We start from the raw sequence: 21,240 nt of genomic DNA, 5'->3' as shown, positions 1-21,240 counted from the left end.
CGGCGCGCCGTCCGACGGGAGAAAACATGTCGCTTGCCGTGGTGCGCAGTCGCGCGCCGGCCTCTGGCCGCGCGCCCGAAGTAACCGTCGAGGTCCACCTCGCGAACGGATTACCCTCTTTTTCGATCGTCGGCCTGCCTGATCTGGAAGTGCGCGAAAGCCGCGAGCGCGAGCGCGTGCGCGCGGCGCTGCAGAACTGCAATTTCGACTTCCCCGTCCGACGCATCACCGTGAATCTAGCGCCCGCCGATCTGCCGAAGGAATCCGGCCGCTTCGATCTGCCAATCGCGTTGGGCATCCTCGCCGCGAGCGGCCAGATTCCCGCCGAGTCCTTGCTGCATCGTGAATTCGCGGGCGAACTGTCGTTGACCGGCGCGCTCAGGCCGATGCGCGGCGCTTTCGCCATGGCGTGCGGAACGGCGCGCAGCGCCGTGGCTCAAGGCGACGGTGCGGCGCAGTCCGGCGAGATTGCAAGCGAGCTTGCCGCATGCGAGACGCCCGCTCATTCCACGCCGCAGCTCTATCTGCCCGCTGCGAGCGCGGCGGAAGCGGCGCTCGTACCCGGCGTCGATGTCTACGGCGCGGCCGATCTGCCTTCGTTGTGCGCTCATCTCGCGGGAGCGCCGGACGCGCGGCTCTATCCAGTCGCCGTGCCGGACCTCGCCGAAAGCCCAGCCGCCGTCGTACCGGATATGGGCGATGTCATCGGGCAACGCGGCGCGCGCCGGGCGCTTGAAGTCGCCGCGGCCGGCGGCCATCACGTCTTGCTGGTCGGGCCGCCGGGCGCGGGCAAATCGATGCTCGCCGCCCGCCTGCCGGGCCTGCTGCCGCCCATGACCGACGACGAAGCGCTCGCCTCCGCTGCCTTGCTATCCGCCAGCCGGGCCGGTTTCGCGCCCTCGCAATGGCGTCGACGGCCGTTTCGCGCCCCGCATCATTCGTCGAGCGCCGCGGCGCTGGTCGGCGGGCGCAATCCGCCGCAGGCCGGTGAAATCACGCTGGCGCATTTGGGCGTGCTCTTTCTCGACGAACTTCCTGAATTCGATCGCCAAGTCCTCGAAACGCTGCGTGAGCCGCTTGAAGCCGGGCGCATCACGATCTCACGCGCCGCCTTGCAGGCGGATTTTCCGGCAGCCTGCCAGTTAATCGCCGCCATGAATCCGTGCCCATGCGGCTGGCGCGGCGATCCCAACGGCCGCTGCCGCTGCACACCCGAGATCGCTGCGCGCTATTTGCGCAAGCTTTCCGGGCCGCTGCTCGACCGGATCGACATCCAACTTGAGATACCAGCGCTCACGCCGGCGGAACTGTCCGCCCGTTCAACGGCGGCCGGCGAGACAAGCGCGGCCATTGCGGCACGCGTCAGCCGCGCCCGCGAGCGGCAATTGAGCCGTCAGGGCAAAACCAATCGCGAACTGGGAGGACGAGAAGTGGACGAGGTCTGCCGCCCCGACTCGGCGGGCGAAGCCTTGCTGCGCGAAGCAGGCGAGCGCTTCGGCTGGTCAGCGCGTGCGTACTACCGGGTTCTGAAGGTGGCGCGCACCATCGCCGACCTCGCCGGCGCGACCATGCCGAGCGCCGCGCAGATCGGCGAAGCGATCCAATATCGCCGGGCTTTTGGCTCCCTATGAGGTGAAAAATCTGCTGTCAAGACTTGACTTATGCACACGCGCACGTTCCAGATAGATTTTGAAACAACTGAAAGGTACGTCGCGGGCAGCATCCAAAAAGCATTGATTTAATTGACTTTTTTTAACGACCTTGTGCGAGACGAATCTGACAGAGTGCCCATAGAATGGGCATCTCCGGCCAATTTGCCCGAGTTCTCAACAGAGTTATCCACAGGCGCGGTGAGTAACAGGAAAACTTCAACGTAAACCGGGAATTAGCGCGCGATGCTGCGAAGGAACTTTCACTGTGCGCAGCGCCTCAGTTGAGCCCCATCACGCGCCGAATCGGACAAAAATACCGCTCTCAATACAGTTGGAAGGACGAAAAAAATTGGTCGATCTGTTCCTGTTGCATCGGCTTGGATGCAATGATCGCCGCCTGATAGACGTGCCGGCCGCGCGCGACGAGTCGTGCGTAGACGGTGCGCGCTTCGTGTTGCGAACCCGCCTCGCCGCTCAGCTTCATTTCCAGGCCAAGCACCTGGCCGCCGGCCGCCAGCGGGATCTGCACGGCACGCGCTTCGGGCGCGGCGCCCACGTTGCGGGCCAGGCCGTTGCGCAGGAAATCGAGTGCGGCGCGTTGCGTGGCCGCGTCGTCGTTGGGCAGCATCACGGTGCCGACCGCGAAGACGGCGTCGCCGGCTTCGGCCGTCTGCATCGCCATCTGCATCGGCGTGCCGTTGATCTGCACAGCCCGCTGATCGTTGCCCGGCTTGGCGGGCAAGTCGACGGTATAACCGTTGTCGTTATTCATGATGGTCCGCCAGTCGAAGGTCGGCGAGCAGGCGCTCAGCGCGGCACCCAAAACGACCGTGCAAGCCAGCGTGCCGAGGATTGCACGCGCGCTCGACAGCCGAGACGTGGAGTCGGCCGCCACACAACGCGAAGAGCGCTCCGTTGAGCGGCTGGCAGAAGTAGGACGGGACGGAATTCGAGCGAGGAAGTGACTGACGCGGCCAACGCGACTGACGCGAAAAACAGTTCGGAACATGGGGACAGAAGATCGGACTGACGAGAACGTAAAACCCTATTATCCGCTCCCGGCCGACGTCCTGCCGCGCCGCCGGAATGGGGCTACAATAGCGACGCTGTTCAGCACGGGCCGAAAGCCCAAACCGACGCACTGTCCCGCGCGTTCCGCGCGACTCTCGAGGTTCCGTTCATGAGCTCCACCCCGTCCACCGCCGCCCGGCGCGCGAGTCCGCTTCGCTACATCATCATCGCCGCCGTGGCCGTTGCGATCGCCATCGCCGGTTATTTCGCGTTTGCCGGCCAGCAGCGCGTGCCTGATGCGACCTTCACGTTGCTGTCCGGCCAGAAAGTCTCGACCGCCGACCTGAAAGGGAAGGTCTACCTCGTCAACTTCTGGGCGACGAGCTGCGATACCTGCATGAAGGAAATGCCGCAGATGGTCCAGACCTATAACCGCTTCAAGGGTCAAGGTCTCGAATTCGTCGCCGTGGCCATGAACTACGACGCGCCGATGTACGTGGCCAACTACACGCAAACTCGCCAGTTGCCGTTCAAGGTGGCAATGGACGACGGCTCGGCCGCCAAGCAGTTCGGCAACGTCCAGCTCACGCCGACCACGTTCCTCATCGACAAGGACGGCAAGATTCTGAAGCGCTATGTCGGCGAACCGCAATTCGCGGAACTCGACCAGTTGCTGGAAAAGGCGCTCAAAGCGGCTTGACCGGATTCAGTTGATTCAAAAAACGCCGGCCTCGCATCTCAAGGCCGGCGTTTTCATATCCTCACCGTTCCCCTTCCCCTTTGGCCGCGAGGCCATATCGCTTGATCTTTTCGTAGAGCGTCGCCTTGCCGAGTTGCAGCTTGTCTGCCGCGACCGCGACCACGCCGCCGGTCTGCTCCAACGCCTCCGCGATCACCGCCCGCTCGAATTGCTCGACGCGCTCCTTCAAGGGCTGCGTGTCCGCACCGTCGTCGCCGAAAGACATGACCGGATCGTCGGCGATGCCGAGCACAAAGCGGTCGGCGGCGTTGCGCAACTCCCGCACGTTGCCCGGCCAGTCGCGCTGCATCAGGCTCGCGCGCTGACGATCGGTGAGGATCGGCGCGGGACGTTGATAACGCACGGCCGCGTCCAGCAGGAAGTGCTCGAAGAGCGGCACGATATCCTCGCGACGCTCGCCCAACGGCGGCAGCGCGATCGTCACCACGTTCAGCCGGTACAACAGATCGCGCCGGAACGAGCCGTCCGCAACATGCTCGGCCATGTCGCCCTTGGCGGCGGCGACCACGCGGCAATTCACGCGAATCGGCTGATTCGAGCCGAGCCGCTCCAGCACGCCGTCCTGCAGCACGCGCAGCAGCTTGACCTGCAAGGCGAGCGGCATGCTTTCGATTTCATCCAGAAACAGCGTGCCGCCCGACGCATGTTCGAGCTTGCCGATGCGGCGTTTCGCCGCACCGGTGAAAGCGCCCGGCTCGTAGCCGAACATTTCCGACTCGAACATAGGCTCCGGCAACGCGCCGCAGTTCACCGCGATAAACGGTTTGTCACGGCGCGGCGACAGTTCGTGCAGGCTGCGCGCGATCAATTCCTTGCCCGCGCCGGTGTCGCCGTTGATCAGCACCGAGGCGTCGGTCGGCGCGACATTGGCGATCAGCCGCCGCACCTGTTCGATGGCCGGACTCCTGCCGATGATGCGAGGCGCCACCGAGTTCTGTTCCGCCAACTCCCGTCGCAGCGCGAGGTTCTCCAGCACCAGCTTGCGACGCTCCAACGCGCGCCGCACGGTTTCGATCAGACGTTCGGACGCGAAAGGCTTTTCGATGAAGTCGTATGCGCCGTCGCGCATCGCCTGAACGGCCATCGAAATATCGCCGTGGCCCGTCACCAGAATCACCGGCACGTCGGGCGCGCGCTCGTGGCATTGCGCGAGCAAATCGAGGCCGCTCGCGCCCGGCAGGCGAATGTCGCTGACGATCACGCCGGAGAAGTCCGCGCTGATCGTCTTCGCCGCGGACTCCACCGAGGCATGGCCGATCACGTCGAAACCCGCCAGTTGCAAACTCTGCACGCTGGCGCGCCGCACCAGTTCGTCGTCTTCGATATACAGCACTTGCAGGCCGTGGTTCAGCATGGCGTCTTCCGTGTGATTCAGGAGCCCGTGGTCAGCGGGTCCGATGTGTGGTTCGTCTGCACGCGCGCACGGCGCAGCGTCAACACGAATAATGCACCGCCGTCCTGCGCGTTGCGCGCCACCAGCGTGCCGCCGCAATCGCGCGCGATCGACGACGAGATCGCGAGGCCGAGCCCCAGCCCGTGGCCCATTTCCTTGGTGGTGAAGAACGGTTCGAACAGATGCGGCAGGACATCGTCGGGAATGCCGGGGCCGTTATCGCTCACGGCGAACGACAGATTCGCATCGGCGACTTCGATCTCGATCGAAATGCGCGGCGGGTGCACGTCGGCGGTTGCATCGAGCGCGTTGCCGAGCAGGTTGATCAACACCTGTTCGAGCCGCAGATCGTCGCAATGCGCGATCAGTTCGGGATGATCGTCGGCGAGATTCAGCGGCGTGCGCATGCCGCTGTCCGCATCGAGCAAAGCAAATTCGACCTCGACGCCCTGCAAGCGCTTTTGCAACAGCGCGACGACATTGCGCAACGCCCGCACGATCGGCGCGCGCGCACTGCGTGGCCGCGCGCGTCCGACGAACAGTTTCAACTGATTGGTGATCTTGCCCATGCGCTCCGTGAGCGCGGCGATCGCTTCGAGATTTTCGCGCGCCGACGCCTGGTCGCCGCGCTCGAGCAGCACACGCGTGTTGTCCGAGAAACCGCGCAACGCGGCGAGCGGCTGATTCAGTTCGTGCGTGATACCGGCGGCCATCTGACCGAGCGCGGCGAGCTTGCTCGCCTGGATGAGCTCGTCGTGCGCGGCGCGCAACTCCTGCTCGGCGCGCGTGCGTTCGGCCACTTCCTTCTGCAACTGTTCATTCGCCTGAGAAAGATCCGCGGTGCGCTCGGCCACTCGCCGGTTCAGTTCAGCGTAGGCTTTTTGCAGAAGCGCGCGGCTGCGCATCACCTCGCGCACGCGCGCCCGGCGCATTCTCCAGTAGAACGCGAGCAACACCAGCGACACGTAGCCGAAGGCGGTCACGATGGTCGCCTTGCGCGCGTCGGCGTCGACCGGATCGACGGGCGACAGGGTGATCAGATGCCAGTCCGGCTCGCCCATGCCGCGCCGCGATGCCAGATAACGCGGAGCGTAGCGGCCGCCGCCAATGCGCACGATCTGCGCGTTGCCTTCGAGCGTGCGTTCGATCGACACCGGCAGCGCCGCGATCGGCTGCTGCGCGTATTGACGCGCCTGGTAGATCGAATCGGCGATGGGCCCCGACAGCGGCCGGATCGTATGGTATTTCCACGCCGGTACCGACGACAGAAAGATCACGCCGTGGTCGTCGGTCACGACGAGCGGCTCGGACGCATCCGCGCCCTGAAACCATTCGAGGTCGAGTTTGACGACCGCCACGCCGACGATCTTGCCCTCGCGCCGCACCGGCTGCGAGATGTAGTAGCCCGGCGCCTGCGAGATCGTGCCGATGCCGAAGAAGCGCCCCACGCTGCCTTTGACCGCATCGAGAAAATACGGCCGGAATTGATAGCCCGCGCCGACGAAGCTGCCCGGCCCGCGCCAGTTGCTCGCCGCGACGCAAAAGCCGTCGAGCGGAATGATGTAGGTGACCGTGGCGCGCGCGTGGCGGTTCAGGTCTTCAAGATAAACATTGGCGCGCGCGACATTGGCCGGAGTGGGACTAACCAGCACGTCCTGCACGATGGGATGTTCGGCCAGCAGATAAGGCAGCGATTCGTAGCGTTCGAGCGTGCTCTTCAGCGCGCTGGTCGTACGGTCGACCCGTACCGAGGCGTTGCGCCGCAAATGGTCGATGCCGCTTTGCCACGCGATGCTGTACGTGAGCCCGCACGCCACCACGAGCCCGGCGACGAGCGCGAAGAGGATCAGCAGGCGTCGCGTCACGTTGGCAATATCCGATCGATGAGGATCGTTTATTGTGGCATAAGGCGACGCGTCGTCGGCGCTAGCCTCGTCGGCCGACGGCGCGGGAGTCTGGCCGGCGGGCACCGGATTCATACGCTGGTGTCCGCGGCCGGGAGGGTTGCGTTACAAGACGTTGCCGATGCGCGGCTTAAACGCCGGCCGGCTCTTTGACCGTCACGTCGCCACGCAAGGCGGCGTTCAGCTTGTTGCGGTCCAGTTCCTTTTCCCACGCCGACACCACCACGGTCGCCACGCCGTTGCCAACGATGTTCGTCAGCGCGCGGCATTCGCTCATGAAGCGGTCGATACCGAGAATCAGCACCATGCCCGACAGCGGAATGGTCGGCACCACGGCCAGCGTCGCGGCCAGCGTGATGAAGCCCGCGCCGGTCACCCCGCTCGCGCCCTTCGAGGTCAGCATCGTCACCGCCAGCAGCGTGAGCTGCTGCGTCCACGTAAGGTCGGTGTTGGTGGCTTGCGCGATGAACAGCACGGCCATCGTCATGTAGATGTTGGTGCCGTCGAGGTTGAACGAATAACCGGTCGGCACCACGAGGCCCACCACCGAACGCGAGCAGCCGAGCTTTTCGAGCTTCAGCATCAGTTGCGGCAGCGCGGCTTCGGACGAGCTCGTGCCGAGCACGATCAGCATCTCTTCCTTGATGTACGCCACGAAGCGCAGGATGTTGAAGCCCACCGCACGCGCGATGATGCCAAGCACCACCACCACGAACACGATCGAGGTCAGATAGAACGTGCCGATCAGTTTCAGCATCGGCAGCAGCGAGCCGATACCGTACTTGCCGATCGTGAAGGCCATCGCGCCGAACGCGCCGATCGGCGCCAGCTTCGTGATGATCCGCACAATGCCGAACAGGATATGCGAGAGCCCGTCGATGAAGTTCGTCACGACCTTGCCCTTCTCGCCGGCCGTCGCGAGCACCGCACCGAACAGCAGCGCGATCAGCAGAATCTGCAGGATTTCACCCTGCGCGAATGCCGACGAGAGCGTGTCCGGAATGATGTGCATCAGGAAGTCGACCGTGGTCTGGCCGTGCGCCTTGGCGGCGTACGACGCGACCGACTTGCCGTCGAGAGTCGCCGGGTCGATGTTGAAGCCGACGCCCGGCTTCAACACGTGCGTGGCGATCAGGCCGAGCACCAGCGCGAAGGTCGAGACGATTTCGAAGTACAGCAGCGCCTTGCCACCGACGCGCCCGACCTTCTTCATGTCTTCCATGCCGGCGATGCCCGTCACCACCGTGCAGAAGATGATCGGCCCGATCACCATCTTGATCAGCTTGATGAAGCCGTCGCCGAGCGGCTTCATGTCGACGGCTAAATTCGGGTAGAAATGCCCGAGCGCGATGCCGATGATGATCGCCACGATCACCTGGACGTACAGCACTTTGTGGATAGGTTTCTTCACGATGGTTCCTGCGATGTGGATGAGCTCAATGGCCTGCCACGCTGCGCATCATGCGAACGAATAGTCGTCACGCCTGTGCACGGCATTAGGCCGCGACAAGACGACGAATTCAGAAATACCGGGAAGGGAAATCGGACATCGTTGTCTCCTTGCTTTAGTTGTCGGACCGTTGCGGCCGCGGCTTCTATTTCGCAAGGTCGATGCCAGCTTGATGCCGGGCTCGGCGCCTTGATTCTTATGGGTTTTCTGGCGCTTCATCCTATGTGCCGTCCGGGATTCCGGAAATCCGGACAAGGGCTGTCGGGGAATCCGGAATCCATTGTGGCGGCAGCCTCGGGATAACCCGTAGGGCTTTCTACGGCGTGCACTGCCGGACGCAAGCGCCGCCTGACTCGTATCGTTTAAACGCTGCCCTCTTCCAGCACCAGCAGATTCTCGTGCGAGAAACCGAGCGACACCGGCTGCCCGCGTTCGGGCAAACCGCGATTCGGGTCGTTGAATATGTCGAGCGAAATCACGGCGTCTTTCACGCGGGTTCGGATGCGCACTACGGCGCCGAGGAAATTCACTTCCTCGACGGTGGCGTTCAACGTGTTGCGGCCAGGCGCGGCCGGCTCCAGCACGATAGCTTCGGGCCGCAGCGCGAGCAGGCGTTTCTTGCCCGCATCGTTCGACGGCAACTCCTGCGTGGTGGTCAGCTCCTGGCCGTCCACGATCATCTTGCCGGTCGCCGGATCGACCACATGTCCGGCCAGGATATTCAGCGTGCCGACGAACGATGCAACGAAGCGTGTGCGCGGAAAGTTGTAGATCTCCGAGGGCGTGCCGATCTGTTCGACGCGGCCCTCGTTCATCACGACGATGCGGTCGGAAATCGACAGCGCCTCTTCCTGGTCGTGCGTGACGAAAATCGACGTGATGCCGAGTTCGCGCTGCAACGCGCGAATGTCCTGGCGCAACGAGATGCGAATCTTGGCGTCGAGTGCGGAGAGCGGTTCGTCGAGCAGCAACACCTGCGGCTTGCCGGCGAGCGCGCGCGCGAGCGCCACGCGCTGCTGCTGGCCGCCGGACAATTGCCACGGATAACGCCCGCCGAGATGCGGCAGCTTGATCAGTTGCAGCATCTCCTCCACGCGCTGACTGATCTCCGCCTGCGGCCGATGCGTGATCTTCAGTCCGAAGCCGATGTTCTCGGCCACCGTCATGTTCGGAAACAGCGCATACGACTGGAACACCATGCCGACCTTGCGTTGCCGCGTGCGAAGGTGCGTGACGTCCTTGTTGTCGAGCCGGATGATGCCGCGCGTCGGCGTTTCGAAGCCGGCGATCATGCGCAGCACCGTCGTCTTGCCGCAGCCTGACGGTCCGAGGAAAGTAATGAATTCGCCGCGTTCGATCTGCATGTCGAAGTGATGCAGCGCAATGTTCGCCCCGAAGGACTTATGCAGATTTTCGATCTCAAGAAATGCCATGATTCGCCGCCTCAGTCCGTCAAACTCATTGGTCACACTTTCTGGCCGCTCATCGCGCGGGCCGAGCCGAATACCTGAATCAATCCCATCGACGCCCACGTGATCACGAACGCGATGATCGCGAGCGCCGACGGCTCGTACGCGCGGTTCGCACCGATCAATTGCAGGTAGGGACCGAACGCGGGACGGTCGAGCAGGCTCGCCAGCGTGAACTCGCCGATCACCACCGCAAAGGTGAGAAACGCGCCGGACAGAATGCCCGAGCGGATGTTCGGGAAGATCACCTTGAAGAGAATCGTCGGCCAGTTCGCGCCGAGACACTCTGCCGCTTCGGTGAGCGAGCGCACGTCGACCGCACGCAGCCCGGCATCGACGGCGCGGTACATGTACGGCAGCGAGAGCGTCACATAGCCGAACACCAGCAGCAGATCGGTGGCGCGCTCGTTGCCCGTGAGCGGCAGAATCGAACTGCTGTTATAGATGCGCAGATAACCGAACACGATCACAATCGCCGGCACCACCAGCGGCAACAGCGTGATGAATTCGACCAGCGGCCGCAGCTTTGGCAAGCGCAACTGCACCCAGTACGCGGTCGGCACAACCAGCAACACGCCGACGACGATCGTCAGCAGCGCCATCAGAATCGAGTAGCCGAACGAGGCCTGAAAGCGCGGATCGCCGAGCACGACGCTGTACGCTTCGAAGCTATAGGTGCCGCGCTTCATGCGCAGGCTGAACTCGAATGTCGCGATCAACGGAATGAGAAAGTACAGCGAACCGACGATCATCGCGGTCCACGCACCCACACGCGATTGGCTTTTCATCGACGTCCCCTTTCAGCGCGCGAGCGCAGCCAGATGTAGCCGCCATTCGAAAGGCCGGTGACAAGCACCATGCCGAGCGCGAGTGCATAGCCGAGATTCTGGTTGTGCATCACGTCGCCGCGAATCTGCGCGTACAACAGGATCGTCACGATGTTCAGCGAACTGCCGGTCAGCGCATAGGCCGTGGCGACCGCGCCGAACGAATTGGCGAACAGCAGCAGCGCGGCGCCGAGCACGCTCGGCCACAGCACCGGCAGCGCGACGTAGCGCCAGTATTGATATGCGGTGCCGCCGAGGCAATCGCAGGCCTCGCGCCATTCGCGCTTCAGGCCGTCGAGCGCGGGCGTGACGATCAGCACCATCAACGGAATCTGGAAATACAGATAGGTCAGCGTCAGACCGGAAAAGCTCAGGATGCTGAAGCCGGTCGAGTACAGATTGAAGCCGAGGTATTTCTTCAGCAGCACAGTGACGAGCCCGACCCGCCCCAACGTGCAGATGAAAGCGAACGCGAGCGGCACGCCGGCAAAGTTCGACGCGACGCCCGAAAACGTCATCAAGGTCGGACGAATCCACCCGGGCAATTTGCCCTGCACCGCCGCCCATGCGAGCAGCGAGCCGATCACCGCGCCGCCGATCGAGGAGGCGGCGCTCACCTTGAAGCTGATCCAGTACGCATCCATCACGGTCGGCTGGAGCAGGTCGCGGAAATTGGCGAGCGTGAAATGGCCTTGCGAATCCTGGAACGCGCCGACCATCAGAAAGCCGGTCGGCAGAATCAGGAACAGCAGCGCGAACGTGAAAAACGGCACCACGCCGATCCAGGCGAGCAACGACGACGCGCGGCTTGGACCGTTGACGCGAGGCGTTGGGGTGGGCACAGGCGGAACCAGCAATTCCGGCTGCACCGATCCAGCATCCGATGAAGCGCTCATAGCTCACCCTTGAGGCAATCTGGCAAACGCACCCGGCGCGCAGCGCTCATCACGAGCGGCGGCGCGCCGGGGCGACAAAACTTCAGGCTTCGGTTCGGCGTCGCGGCGCGCGTGCAGCGTTGCCGCCGCGACTCACGCTATGCCGCTTACTTGACGTTCGCGCCAACCGCTTCGTCCCAGTGCTTCGTGATGGTCTCCTTGTACGCGTCCTGTTGCGAGAGCGTCGGGAACACCACGTTCTTGTAAGCCGACGGCGGCGGCAGCTTGTCGAGCAGCGCTTGCGGCACTTTCTTGCCGCTCACCAGTTCGTTGTAGCGCATCGGATGGCAGTAACCCTTCAGCCAGCCGATCTGGCCTTCGTCGGAGTACAGATACTCCATCCACAGCTTGGCTGCGTTCGGATGCGGGGCGTAGGCGCTGATCGCCTGAACATACACGCCGGCGACCACGCCCGTTTTCGGTACCACCACTTCCACCTTCGGATTGCCCTTCAGCGTGTCGCGGTCGGCCAGCGCGTTGTAGTCCCAACGCACGATGATCGGCGTAGTACCTTGCGCGAGCGATGCGGCCTTGCCGATCACCGGCACGAAGTTGCCGCTCTTGTTCAGGTTGGCGAAATACGTGAGGCCGGCCTGTCCGGCTTTGCTCGCATCGCCTTTGCTTTGCGACAGACCGGCGGCGTACACGGCTTGAATCGCCTGGTTGGCCGAGCGCGGGTCGCCGGCCAGCGAGACCGCGTTCTTATAGTCCGGCTTGAGCAGGTCGCTCCAGTCGGACGGCGCCTTGTCGATCATGTCGGCGTTGACTTCGAACGCGAGCACGCCGTAGTAATCGCCATACCAATAGCCGTCGGCATCCTTCGACTCTTTCGGAATCGAGTTCCACGTGGCGACCTTGTACGGCTGCAGCAGACCTTCCGCCTTCGCCGACGGACCGAACGACAGACCCACGTCGATCACGTCGGGCGCCTGCGGACCCTTGTTGCCCTTGTTCGCCTTGATGGCTTCGATTTCATCGCCCGAACCCGCGTCCGGATTCAATTCGTTGATCTTGATGCCGTACTTCTTCTGAAAGCCGGCCACCAGTTCACCGTAATTGCACCAGTCGTGCGGCAGCGCGATCACGGTGAGTTGGCCTTCCTGCTTGGCGGCGGCGATCAGTGCGTCGAGCGGCGCGGCCGAAGCGCTGCTGCTGACGCCGGCGGCGGTGACACCCGCAACGGCCGACATCGAAAGTATGCGAGCTAACGCGGTGCGGTTCATAGTCTTTCCCCATCCTCTGCCGAAATTGCTACGTTTGGAAAATTTCTAATTCGAGCTTCGGGGCGCGTCGTGCACTCCTGCACTTGCGCGCCCGCGCCATGTTCAGGCCGGATTGGCCGGCGCCGAGAACATGTCGGGTCGCAGTGTATCGATGCGATCTGTACAAATCATGTCGACGCCCCATTGCGCGAGCAGTTGCGCGCGCGCCGTGTCGTTGACCGTGTAGGCGAGCACGCGCAGGCCGGCGCAGTGAATCTCCGCAACCAGCCGCTCCGTGAGATAGCGTTGGTTCGCGTGAAAGGACACGCAGTCCAGTTCACGCACGATGCGCAGCCAGTCGTCAGGCACCTCGTCGAACAGCATGCCGCGTTGCACCGACGGCGCCGCGTCGCGCGCCGCGGCGAGCGCCTCGAACGAAAACGACGACAGCAACGGCGGCGTCTGGCCTTGCCATAACGTCAGCGCGCCGCTTGCCACCAAAGTGCCGGTGATCTCGTCGCGGCCCGGACACGGTTTGATTTCGATGTTGGCGGCAATGCCGTCGCGCGCACAACGCTCGGCCGCCTCGGCGAGCGTCGGCAAACGCGTGCCGGCGAACTGCGGTCCGTACCAGGCGCCGGCGTCGAGCGTTGCCAGTTGCTGCCATGTGTGTTCGGCGGCGGCGCCGTGGCCGTTGGTGGTCCGCTCGAGTGTGTCGTCGTGCAGCAGGAAGAGTTGGTTGTCGGCGGATAGCTTGGCGTCGAATTCGACCATGCGGTACCCATAGCGCACGCAGGCGTCGAAACCGGCTAGCGTGTTTTCCGGCGCCAGCGTGCCGCCACAGCGATGCGCGGCCAGTCGCGGATAAGGCCAGTCTGCGGATAAGGTGCGATTAATCCCGTTTCCCACGTCTCGTTACCTTTCAGATAGAGCGGGTTGACTATGCTCTCGACACGTTCCCGGCCATCACCGTCGCCCCGGCCATCATGAGGCATGCGAGGCCCCATGCTGTCTCCACGCGCGAGTCCGTGCGTAGTATCGCGCTAAGGCGAGCGCGGCGATACCCGGGCGTACGCTGCATGTTCTCATCGCGCCGCACACTGCAATGTCATTGTCAGGATGACGAAGCGTGGAGTCATCCCGCAGCGCGAAACATCACCGGCCTATCGCCCGGACGGCAAACCCCAAGAGCCATTATGGCGGCGGCACGGGTCAATCAAATTGCCAAAAACGCCGCGAAATGCTCGGAACCGGACATTTCAATTCCTTTTCGAACATTTGATGTTCGAAATAGACTCAGCGCTTCGATCTGCGAAGGCTAAGTTGAAATACACAAACTTGCAAGCTGCCAAAAAAATACAACACAATCCGGCTAAAGTAGTACGCTTGACATCCTCCGGACACACATTCGTGACCACGATGTCGCAGTTAAATACAAGCTGAATCAACGCGCGTACGCATCCAGGGAAAAATGCATGTGGCAGGAAGACCGGCATCAAAGAATTCGCGCGTTGCTGTCCACGCTGCAACGTGTGTCCACGGAACGGATCATGGCGGATCTCGGGGTGTCGCGCGAAACCGTGCGGCGCGACCTGCTCGATCTCGAAGCGCTAGGTGAACTGCGGCGCGTGCACGGCGGCGCGATCAAGCCCGCCGACGAAGCGCCGATCGCGGAACGCGCCCACATGCGTGTCAAATCCAAAACGGCGATTGCGAAGGCGGCTACGCGTTTGATCGCGAGCGGCCAGACGCTTTTCATCGACGCCGGCACCACCACCGCCGCGCTAGCCGAAGAACTGGCGAAACTCGCGAACCTCACCATCGTCACCAATTCGATCGATGTCGCGTTGAAGATGCGCGGCGCAGTCGATCAAACCGAAGCCGCCAACGAAGTCATTCTGCTGGGCGGATCGATCAGCGACCGCGCCATGGCGACCACCGGCGCCACCACCGTGCTCGACATCCAGCGCTATCGCGCGGACCTCGCGCTGCTGTCGCCGGTCGGCATCGATCACCGGCATGGCGCGACCAACTACGATCACGCCGAAACCGAAGTCGCGCGCGCGATGGTCGCCAACGCGGACCGCGTGGTGATCCTCGCCGACTACAGCAAGATCGGCCAGCGCAGCCGTATCTCGTACTGCCCGGTCGAGCGGATCGACGTGCTCGTCACCAACAAAAAGGCGGCCGAAGCCGCCGAGTTTGCATCGCTGAAAAAGAAGCTCGAAGAGATCGTGCTCGCTTAGGGCTTGGGCCTTAGGTCAGAAGACTCGAGGTCTATTCCTTCACATGCATCGTGTCGAGCGAACGCTTGCGCAAGCGGGTGTCGTGCAATGCGCCGGCTGCGTCGAGTACCGGATAGGCGGTCGAGCAGAACAACGAGTTGAGCCGCTTCATGTCGCTGATCAGATCGAGATGCAGCGCACTGGTTTCGATGCTTCGCAGGGTCTGTCCGGTGAGCCGGTCCAGATGCCGGTATGAATACGCGCGCTCCAGATCACGAAAGCGCTCCTTCTCCGCGAGCAGGCGCTCGGCACAACGCAGATCGTTGTTCAGAAAGACCGATAAGCCAAGCTGCAAATTGCTGACGAGCCGCGTCTGCAAGTCGTCCAGTTCACCCAGCCCTTCCTCCGAAAACGACAAACGGTGGGCGATCTTCTTTTCCTCGATGTCGCGCACGATCCGCTCGATGATGTCGCCCGCATGCTCCAGGTTGATCGTCAATGAAATGATGTCGGTCCAGCGGCGGCTGTCGGCTTCGTCGAGTTGCTCGCGCGAGATCAGCGTCAGATAGGTTTTGACGGCGGCGTAGAGCTCGTCCACGTCGTCGTCCATGCGCGCCGTTTCGCGCGCTTTGTCCAGATTGTTGTTATGGATCAGGTCCGCGACGTTGTCGAGCATAGTGCGCACAATGTCGCCGATCCGCAGCACCTCGCGTGCGGCATGCGCGAGCGCAAGCGTCGGCGTGGACAGCGCCGCGGTATCCAGATGGAGCGGCCGCAGCTCGCCATTCGGCATCGGCCGGTCGGGCAAGATGCGCACACAGACGCGCGCCACCGGATCGATCAGCGAGAGGCACGCGCAGCAACGCAGCGTGTTGTAGATCAGATGGAAGCCGACCGTGGCTTCACGCGGATTCGCGATCAGCACGGGCAGACCGCGCGCGAGCAGCGAAGTGAACGGCAGGATCAGCAGCGCGCCGGCCAGCTTGAACGCAAAGCTGCCCAACGCGAGACGCCGCGCCGCCGCATTTTGTGCGACGGTGCCAAGGAGCGCGAGCAAGCCGCTGCCAAGATTAGCGCCGATCACGAGGCACAGGGCGACCTTCAGCGAAATCACACCGGACGAGGCGAGCGTCGCGGTCAGCAACACCGCGGCAAGGCTCGAATAGGACAGCATGGCGAACGCGGCGCCGACCAATGCGTCGAGCATGGTGTCGCCAGTCAGTGCACCGAACATCACGCGCACGCCGGCGCCTTGCATCATCGGCTGAGCAGCTTCGACGATCAGACGCAGCGCCAGCAGAATCAAGCCGAGGCCGATCAACGTTCGGCCGGCCTGGCCGAGACGGGTTTGCTTTCGCGAAAGGAACAGCGGCACGCCGAGCAGAATCAGGATCGGCGACAACCAGGACAGATCGAGGGTGAGGATCCGCGCCATCAACGCGGTGCCGACGTCGGCGCCGAGCATGATCGCGAGACCACTGGTGAGCGGCAATAGTCCCTGCGCCGCGAACGACGTGACGATCACCGCAGTGGCATTACTGCTTTGCACGAGACTCGTGACGCCAACACCCGAGAGGAAAGCTCGCCAGCGGCTACTGGTGCTGCGCCCCAACACGCTGCGCAGGTCGGCGCCGAGGACTCGCAGGATGCCGGTGCGCACAATGTGCGAACCCCACACGAGGAGCGCCACACCGGCCAGAAGGTTTAGGAGAATCAACATAATGCACTGCGCATCCGTTCCTGCTGCCATGACCCGAACCGCATGCCGCGCGAACCGGCACCCGGGGCGTATGACAGTAGTGTTGCACATTTTTGCCTTATTGTAATTTTGTGCTTTTAAATATAGGCTCGTGTCAAGCTGTGGATGGCTGTGTGCCGGCTCATGGTCAGTCATACGGGGAGTTCGACCACTCGACCGCTCGCCCACTTAATCACGAGGACTCTGGATGAGCCGCAACCTTGCGCTGTTCGACCTGGATCACACGTTGCTGCCGCTGGATAGCGATCAGGCGTGGGCCCACTTCATTGCGGGATTGGGTATAGAAGGCGCCGCGCGGCACGCGCAGGAAATCGACGATTACTACCGGCAATATGTGGCCGGCACGCTCGACATGGCTGCTTACCTGAACTACACGCTCGCGCCGCTTGCCCGCCACTCGCGCGAGCAGCTCGACACGTGGCATACGGAGTTCATGCAGCAGGTGATTGCGCCTGCGATCCTGCCGGCAGCGCGTGCGCTCGTACAACGCCATCTGGATGCGGGCGACCTGTGTTGCATCGTTACCGCCACTAATGTGTTCATCACGGAGCCGATCGGTAAGGCGCTCGGCTTCGAGCATCTGCTGGGAATCGAGCTTGGCACCGAAGGCGGCGATCCGTTGGCGCGCTTTACGGGAATGGCTGTCGGCACACCGACCTTTCGCGAAGGCAAGATCACGCGCACCGAGAGTTGGCTGGCCTCGCTCGGGCATCGTCTGCAGGATTTCCCGCAGAGCTGGTTCTATAGCGATTCGATCAACGACGTGCCGTTGCTGGAACGCGTTACGAATCCGGTTGCGACCAATCCTGACGCGCGGCTGCGGGCCATCGCCTCAGAACGCGGCTGGCCGGTGATTGAACTGTTTGCCTGAGTCTTGACCTGAGCCTGAGCCGCCGCGCTACGCGCGCCCTTTCCACGGCACGAGCCGCCGTTCCAGCGCACGCATACCGAGATCGAAGAGCCACGCGATCAGCCCGATCAGCACGATGCCCATCACCACCACGTCGGTGCGTAGAAAGCTCGATGCGTTCAACACCATCTGACCCAACCCCGCAGTGGCCGCAACCATTTCGGCGGCGACCAGCGTAGTCCAGCCGAAGCCGATCGCGATGCGCAGGCCGGTCAGAATCTCCGGCAACGCCGCAGGCAAAACCACGTGCCGCACGATCTGCGAGAAGCGGCCGCCCAGCGAATACGCCGCATGAATCTGCTCGATGGTCGCGCTGCGCACGCCGGCCCGCGCGGCCATGGCAATAGGTGCGAAGCAGGCCAGATAAATCACGACGATCTTCGCCGTTTCGTCGATGCCGAACCAGATCACCACGAGCGGCAGATACGCGAGCGGCGGCAGCGGTCGATAGAACTCGAGCGGCGGATCGAGAAGGCCGCGCGCGACCCGGCTCACTCCCATCAGAATGCCGACCGGCACGGCCGTGACCGCAGCCAGCGCAAACGCGCCGAACACACGCAAGGCGCTCCACGCGAGATGCTCGGAGAGCGGCAAGCCGCCTTGAATGCGGCCGTGCCACGCGTCGAGAAATGCGCTCCACACCGCTTCGGGTGTGGGCAGAAATAGCGGCGGCAACCAGTGCAGATGCGTGGCAAGCCACCACAACGCCGCGAGCGTCGAGACCGAGACCGCGCTAAGCGCCGCGCTCGGACCTTCGCCCGGCAAACGCCAGCCGCGCACGGGGCGCGCGGCCCGCTGCGGCCGCTTGCCGGTCTGGGCGAGCGGCACCTTGCCCAAAGATTCCCGCGAAGCCGTCACGACAGCACCTCTTCCTGATTGCGCTCATGCAGCCGATGCACCAGCCGCTCGCGCCATACGATGAAATCCGCCGACGACTTCACCGCGCGTGCGTCGCGTGTCTGTAGAAAACGCCGCGCGAACGGCAAGTCGTAGCTATCGGCGATGCGGCCCGGGCCCGGCGTCATGACGACGAGACGGGTCGCGAGAAAAAGCGCCTCCTCGACGCTGTGCGTGATGAAGAACACCGTTTTGCGTGTGCGGCCCCAGACATCGAGTACGAGTTCCTGCATCGACTCGCGCGTCATGGCGTCGAGCGCGCCCATCGGTTCGTCCATCAGCAGCACGTGCGGATCGCTTGCGAGTGCACGGGCGATACCCACACGCTGCTGCATGCCGCCCGACAACTCATAGACCCGCGAGCGCGCATGCTTCTCAAGCCCGACGAGCTTCAGCATCTCGAACGCAATGCGCTCGCGCTCCGCCTTCGGCACGCGCTGAAAGCGCAAACCGAGCGCGACGTTGTCGAGCACGTCGAGCCACGGCATCAACGCGTACTTCTGGAACACGACGCCACGGTCCGCGCCCGGCCCGAGCACGGGCTCGCCGTTCAGCCGCACCTCGCCTTCGGTCGGCGGGATGAAGCCGGCAATGCAATTGAGCAAGGTCGTCTTGCCGCAGCCCGACGCGCCCAGCGCGACCACGAACTCGCCGGGTTCGATACGCAGATCGACATCGGCCAGCGCGACATGCGGCGCCGCGCCGCGCGCGCCTTCGTAGGCGACGTGCAGTCGCCGGATTTCAAGACCGCTCATCGCCGCACCTCATGATGTCGATAGGAGACAGCGCGCGACGATCAATGCGCCGCGCGTTGCACGAACTGCGGATCGACGCCGGTCGAATAGTCGGCCAGCACGTTCTGGATCGTGCCTTGGGTCTTGAGAAACGCCGCGGTGGCGGCCAGCGACTTCGCCGCACCCGATTGCGCGCCGCCGCCAAGCCACGCATTCGAAGCCTGTTGGGCCGGCGTCGGGAACGCGTACAACGCGAGGCTCGCCGGCACTTCCTGCGCGTTCGCGCCGGACTCTTTGGCGACCGCCTCGACCTGCGGCGACGCTGCCGTCCATGCCGACGTGTGATCGCGGTAATTCGCGTCCGTCGCGGCCAGCACCTTCACGAAACGCGCGACGAACTCAGCATTCTGACCGGCGAACTTGCGATCGACGACGAAACCGTCGAAGGTCGCCTTGCCGGTCTGCTGCGCAACCTGCCCCGAGGTGATGAGCACCTTGCCGTTCTTCTTGACCTTGGCGAGCACCGGGTCCCAGATATACGTCGCGTCGATGTCGCCGCGCTCCCACGCCGCCGCGACTTCAGGCGGACGCAAGTTGACGATCTTGACATCGGACGTATTCACGCCGGCGCTCTGCAACGCGACCAGCGTGTGAAAGTGCGACGTCGACACGAACGGCACGCCGATCTTCTTGCCTTTGAGACCGGCGACGCTCGTTACATTGGAGCCGTCGCGTGCGACTAGCGCTTCGGCGTCGTTGATATTGTCGAGAATCCAGAACAGCGAAATATCCACGCCTTGCGACAAACCCGCTGCGATCGGACTCGAACCGGCTTCACCAAGTTGCACCGAGCCGGACGCAAGCGCGCGGATCACGTCGGCGCCGCTGCCGAGTTTGCGATAGGTGACCTTGTAGCCGGTGGCTTTCTCCACTTCGCCGGTGGCCTGCGCGTAGCGCCACGGCACCACCATGTCCTGATACGCGATCACGACTTCTTTGGTGTCGGCGTGCGCCGTGGAAACAAACGACGCGGACAGTGCAAGCAGCGTAGCGAACGCGGCAAGCGGACGGCGGAAGCGGTTCATCGGAAAGCCCCTTGAGCAGGTGTTGTTCGGGAGGCTTTCGACTATAGGCAGTTTGTTCGCGGCCGGTTCTAATTAATCCGCGATTGCTAATCACGCTGTTCGAGCATTGCTTTTCACGTTCGGTTGGTTAGCGGCGACTGCTGTTGCGGGGGGCGGACGGTTCCAGCGAATGATGGCGGATCGTGGCGCTTATATGCAAGCTGGCCGTTCGGGAGATTGACCTGCAATTGACCGGAGCGGGATCATCTTTGCGTTGCCAAAGCTTCGCATTCCTATGATCGATTTTATTGGGCGCATTTGCTGATTGCTTTTCAACGTCGGCGTGCCAGTGTGCGCGCCCTTTGCGCGGCTGCCTCTGTTGAGCTTCTCGCGCTTCTATCGGGAGTCGTCGAAAGGTATTGCGATACGTTCCGCGCAGAACGGACAACTTCTCTGGGTCGTCATTTCGATGCGCGCCGGCGCGTACTACGAGATCGGCAGCGCGCTGGGCGAGGCTTCGACAAATAGCACGCTAGCCTTCATGCTGGCCGGATTGCTCTGGCATGTTCTGTTTCTCGTCGTGGCGTCCATCCTCGTCACGTTCGGCGCGGCTGACTCGGCGCCGCATCTTGATTATCATCGCGGCGACGAGGCACGCGAACGAAGGTTGATGTGGACATCGGCGATCATGACTGCAGCGGTGGTTGCCTCATTTTCCCTATCTCATTATTCGTTAAACTAACTAATTGGCAATCGTCAGAGCTATACTTTCAAGCACGTCTAACAGGGAGAACTTAAATGCCCAATCTGATCGACTACGTCATGGAAAATCGCGAACTGCGCAATCGCCTGATCGAACTTGCCGCTCCTTTTTCAATCATCGGTAGCACGATTGCCTCGATCTGCATGCTGCTCGCACGGCATTACCGGTAACGCTTCGCAGAGAAGCGCAAAGATGCGCAGTGCCGGCAGTCAAAGTCTGACCGTCCAAAAGAAAAAGCCTGCCACACGTGCAGGCTTTTCTCAAACTGACAGCTCTAGCTAAGAC

The 21,240-nt window shown here is 63.0% G+C and carries 19 protein-coding genes; 6 read left to right on the top strand and 13 right to left on the bottom strand.

Annotated features, from left to right (window positions below):
* Window positions 1-26 precede the first annotated feature (26 nt).
* Window positions 27-1,631: a YifB family Mg chelatase-like AAA ATPase gene (locus P0D96_RS08015; protein ID WP_408312855.1), complete on the top strand. Its 1,605-nt coding sequence runs from the start codon at window positions 27-29 to the stop codon at window positions 1,629-1,631.
* Window positions 1,632-1,974: 343 nt separating this feature from the next.
* Here P0D96_RS08015 and P0D96_RS08010 read toward each other — a convergent pair whose 3' ends face one another.
* Entirely contained in the window at window positions 1,975-2,661 is a 687-nt protein-coding gene (locus P0D96_RS08010; RefSeq protein WP_408181183.1) for a hypothetical protein, read from the bottom strand.
* 171 nt (window positions 2,662-2,832) lie between these two features.
* On the opposite strand from P0D96_RS08010, the gene P0D96_RS08005 reads away from it, so the two are divergent.
* Window positions 2,833-3,363: a TlpA disulfide reductase family protein gene (locus P0D96_RS08005; RefSeq protein ID WP_132376212.1), complete on the top strand. Its 531-nt coding sequence runs from the start codon at window positions 2,833-2,835 to the stop codon at window positions 3,361-3,363.
* Between the two features lie 61 nt (window positions 3,364-3,424).
* On the opposite strand, the gene P0D96_RS08000 is transcribed toward P0D96_RS08005, so the two are convergent.
* The 8 genes from P0D96_RS08000 to ugpQ all read right to left on the bottom strand — a co-directional run bounded on the left by P0D96_RS08000 (window position 3,425) and on the right by ugpQ (window position 13,512).
* Complete coding sequence (locus P0D96_RS08000; RefSeq protein ID WP_408181182.1) at window positions 3,425-4,777, bottom strand: sigma-54-dependent transcriptional regulator; 1,353 nt, start codon at window positions 4,775-4,777, stop codon at window positions 3,425-3,427.
* Between the two features lie 17 nt (window positions 4,778-4,794).
* Window positions 4,795-6,795, bottom strand: a complete 2,001-nt coding sequence (locus P0D96_RS07995; protein ID WP_408284127.1) for a sensor histidine kinase — start codon at window positions 6,793-6,795, stop codon at window positions 4,795-4,797.
* Between the two features lie 55 nt (window positions 6,796-6,850).
* Window positions 6,851-8,131 carry a dicarboxylate/amino acid:cation symporter gene (locus tag P0D96_RS07990; RefSeq protein WP_132376214.1) on the bottom strand — a complete coding sequence of 427 codons (1,281 nt, stop codon included), beginning with the start codon at window positions 8,129-8,131 and terminating at the stop codon, window positions 6,851-6,853.
* Window positions 8,132-8,532: 401 nt separating this feature from the next.
* Window positions 8,533-9,603 carry an ABC transporter ATP-binding protein gene (locus tag P0D96_RS07985; RefSeq protein ID WP_408181180.1) on the bottom strand — a complete coding sequence of 357 codons (1,071 nt, stop codon included), beginning with the start codon at window positions 9,601-9,603 and terminating at the stop codon, window positions 8,533-8,535.
* 32 nt (window positions 9,604-9,635) lie between these two features.
* Window positions 9,636-10,427, bottom strand: coding sequence for an ABC transporter permease (locus tag P0D96_RS07980; protein ID WP_095417604.1), 792 nt, complete (start codon window positions 10,425-10,427; stop codon window positions 9,636-9,638).
* A complete protein-coding gene (locus P0D96_RS07975) occupies window positions 10,424-11,362 on the bottom strand; it encodes an ABC transporter permease (RefSeq protein ID WP_132376216.1) in 939 nt (312 codons plus the stop codon). The genes P0D96_RS07980 and P0D96_RS07975 overlap by 4 nt, the downstream gene beginning before the upstream one ends.
* A gap of 146 nt (window positions 11,363-11,508) precedes the next feature.
* Window positions 11,509-12,624, bottom strand: coding sequence for an ABC transporter substrate-binding protein (locus tag P0D96_RS07970; RefSeq protein WP_408312852.1), 1,116 nt, complete (start codon window positions 12,622-12,624; stop codon window positions 11,509-11,511).
* A gap of 102 nt (window positions 12,625-12,726) precedes the next feature.
* On the bottom strand, window positions 12,727-13,512 hold the full coding sequence (gene ugpQ, locus P0D96_RS07965) for a glycerophosphodiester phosphodiesterase (protein ID WP_408181177.1): 786 nt from the start codon (window positions 13,510-13,512) through the stop codon (window positions 12,727-12,729).
* A gap of 566 nt (window positions 13,513-14,078) precedes the next feature.
* Here ugpQ and P0D96_RS07960 point away from each other — a divergent pair.
* Window positions 14,079-14,849: a DeoR/GlpR family DNA-binding transcription regulator gene (locus P0D96_RS07960; protein WP_408181176.1), complete on the top strand. Its 771-nt coding sequence runs from the start codon at window positions 14,079-14,081 to the stop codon at window positions 14,847-14,849.
* A 31-nt stretch (window positions 14,850-14,880) separates the two neighbouring features.
* On the opposite strand, the gene P0D96_RS07955 is transcribed toward P0D96_RS07960, so the two are convergent.
* Window positions 14,881-16,548 (bottom strand): Na/Pi cotransporter family protein, encoded by a 1,668-nt coding sequence (locus P0D96_RS07955; protein WP_408312848.1) that lies wholly within the window; start codon window positions 16,546-16,548, stop codon window positions 14,881-14,883.
* Window positions 16,549-16,774: 226 nt separating this feature from the next.
* Here P0D96_RS07955 and P0D96_RS07950 point away from each other — a divergent pair, with 226 nt between their 5' ends.
* Window positions 16,775-17,458: a histidinol-phosphatase gene (locus P0D96_RS07950; protein WP_408312846.1), complete on the top strand. Its 684-nt coding sequence runs from the start codon at window positions 16,775-16,777 to the stop codon at window positions 17,456-17,458.
* Window positions 17,459-17,485: 27 nt separating this feature from the next.
* Here P0D96_RS07950 and P0D96_RS07945 read toward each other — a convergent pair whose 3' ends face one another.
* The 3 genes from P0D96_RS07945 to tauA are packed head-to-tail and all read right to left on the bottom strand — an operon-like array spanning window position 17,486 to window position 20,213.
* The gene (locus tag P0D96_RS07945; RefSeq protein WP_408312843.1) at window positions 17,486-18,355 is read right to left on the bottom strand and encodes an ABC transporter permease subunit; all 870 of its coding nucleotides are present in this window, start codon (window positions 18,353-18,355) and stop codon (window positions 17,486-17,488) included.
* Window positions 18,352-19,149 carry a taurine ABC transporter ATP-binding protein gene (locus P0D96_RS07940; protein ID WP_408312840.1) on the bottom strand — a complete coding sequence of 266 codons (798 nt, stop codon included), beginning with the start codon at window positions 19,147-19,149 and terminating at the stop codon, window positions 18,352-18,354. The genes P0D96_RS07945 and P0D96_RS07940 overlap by 4 nt, the downstream gene beginning before the upstream one ends.
* Window positions 19,150-19,190: 41 nt before the next feature.
* Window positions 19,191-20,213 (bottom strand): taurine ABC transporter substrate-binding protein, encoded by a 1,023-nt coding sequence (gene tauA / locus P0D96_RS07935; protein ID WP_408312837.1) that lies wholly within the window; start codon window positions 20,211-20,213, stop codon window positions 19,191-19,193.
* Between the two features lie 358 nt (window positions 20,214-20,571).
* On the opposite strand from tauA, the gene P0D96_RS07930 reads away from it, so the two are divergent.
* Both P0D96_RS07930 and P0D96_RS07925 read left to right on the top strand, forming a co-directional pair.
* Window positions 20,572-20,934, top strand: a complete 363-nt coding sequence (locus tag P0D96_RS07930) for a hypothetical protein (protein ID WP_408312834.1) — start codon at window positions 20,572-20,574, stop codon at window positions 20,932-20,934.
* 56 nt (window positions 20,935-20,990) lie between these two features.
* Complete coding sequence (locus P0D96_RS07925) at window positions 20,991-21,125, top strand: hypothetical protein (protein WP_279388592.1); 135 nt, start codon at window positions 20,991-20,993, stop codon at window positions 21,123-21,125.
* Window positions 21,126-21,240 lie beyond the last annotated feature (115 nt).

The sequence above is a fragment of the Paraburkholderia sp. RL17-347-BIC-D genome, from assembly GCF_046027915.1.
GTDB lineage: Bacteria > Pseudomonadota > Gammaproteobacteria > Burkholderiales > Burkholderiaceae > Paraburkholderia.
Note: the sequence above shows the minus strand (reverse complement) of the source record. Positions and strands in the feature narration are given on the sequence as shown.